We start from the raw sequence: 840 nt of genomic DNA, 5'->3' as shown, positions 1-840 counted from the left end.
CGGGGCTGAAGGTGTCGGCGCTGTCGGGCGAGGCGCAGACGGCGCGCTTCGATCTGGTGCTGAGCGTGACGGAGGGTGAGGCCCTGTCGGTGTCGCTGGGCTACGCGCGTGACGTGTTCGATGAGCCGGTGGTGGCGCGCATGCTCGATCACTATGTGGGGATTCTGGACCAGGTGTCGGCACATGAGTCGGCGCGTGAGTCAGCACACGACGATGTGTATCTTGGACAGATCACGCTGGATATTGAGGACCGTTACCGCACGGCGATCGCGCGGCACGCGTTCAGTCCGGTGGGCGAGCGCTTTACGGCGCAGGCACGGCGCCGGGGTGAGGCCCGAGCGGTGCATTGCGAAGGCGAGCGGCTGGACTATCGCGAACTGGAAGCGTGGTCGAACCGCATTGCGCGGCATCTGGTGCAGCGCGGCGTGAAGGCGGACGAGCGCATTGGCCTGTGCATGACGCGCTCGGCGGGCCTGATTGCATCGCTGCTGGGGGTGCTGAAGTCGGGAGCGGCGTTCGTGCCGCTGGACCCGGACTATCCGGAGGACCGGCTGGCCTACATGATGGAAGACGCGGGCGTGAGCCGGGTGGTGGTGGATGCGGCCACGGCGCGGCGTCATGGCGGCTTGCTCGACGGGCGCGAGATGATCGCGATGGAAGCACTGCGGGACGAGGCAGACGAAGCAGGCAACGCAAACGCACCGCAGCTCACGATCCACCCCGACCAGCTCGCCTACGTGATCTACACATCAGGTTCGACGGGGCGTCCGAAGGGCGTGGCGATCAGCCATGGCGCGCTGTGCTCGCACCTTGAGGACTTCATCGGCACGTACGGCATCG

At 66.8% G+C, this 840-nt stretch carries 1 protein-coding gene; it reads left to right on the top strand.

The features are described 5' to 3' along the window. Positions 1-840, top strand: an 840-nt coding sequence (locus PQR67_RS38190; protein ID WP_408467953.1) for an AMP-binding protein, incomplete at both ends; no start/stop codon positions are given.

The sequence above is a fragment of the Paraburkholderia fungorum genome (assembly GCF_046026025.1).
Classification (GTDB): Bacteria; Pseudomonadota; Gammaproteobacteria; order Burkholderiales; family Burkholderiaceae; genus Paraburkholderia; species Paraburkholderia fungorum_E.
This window is presented reverse-complemented; position numbering and strand designations above follow the sequence as displayed.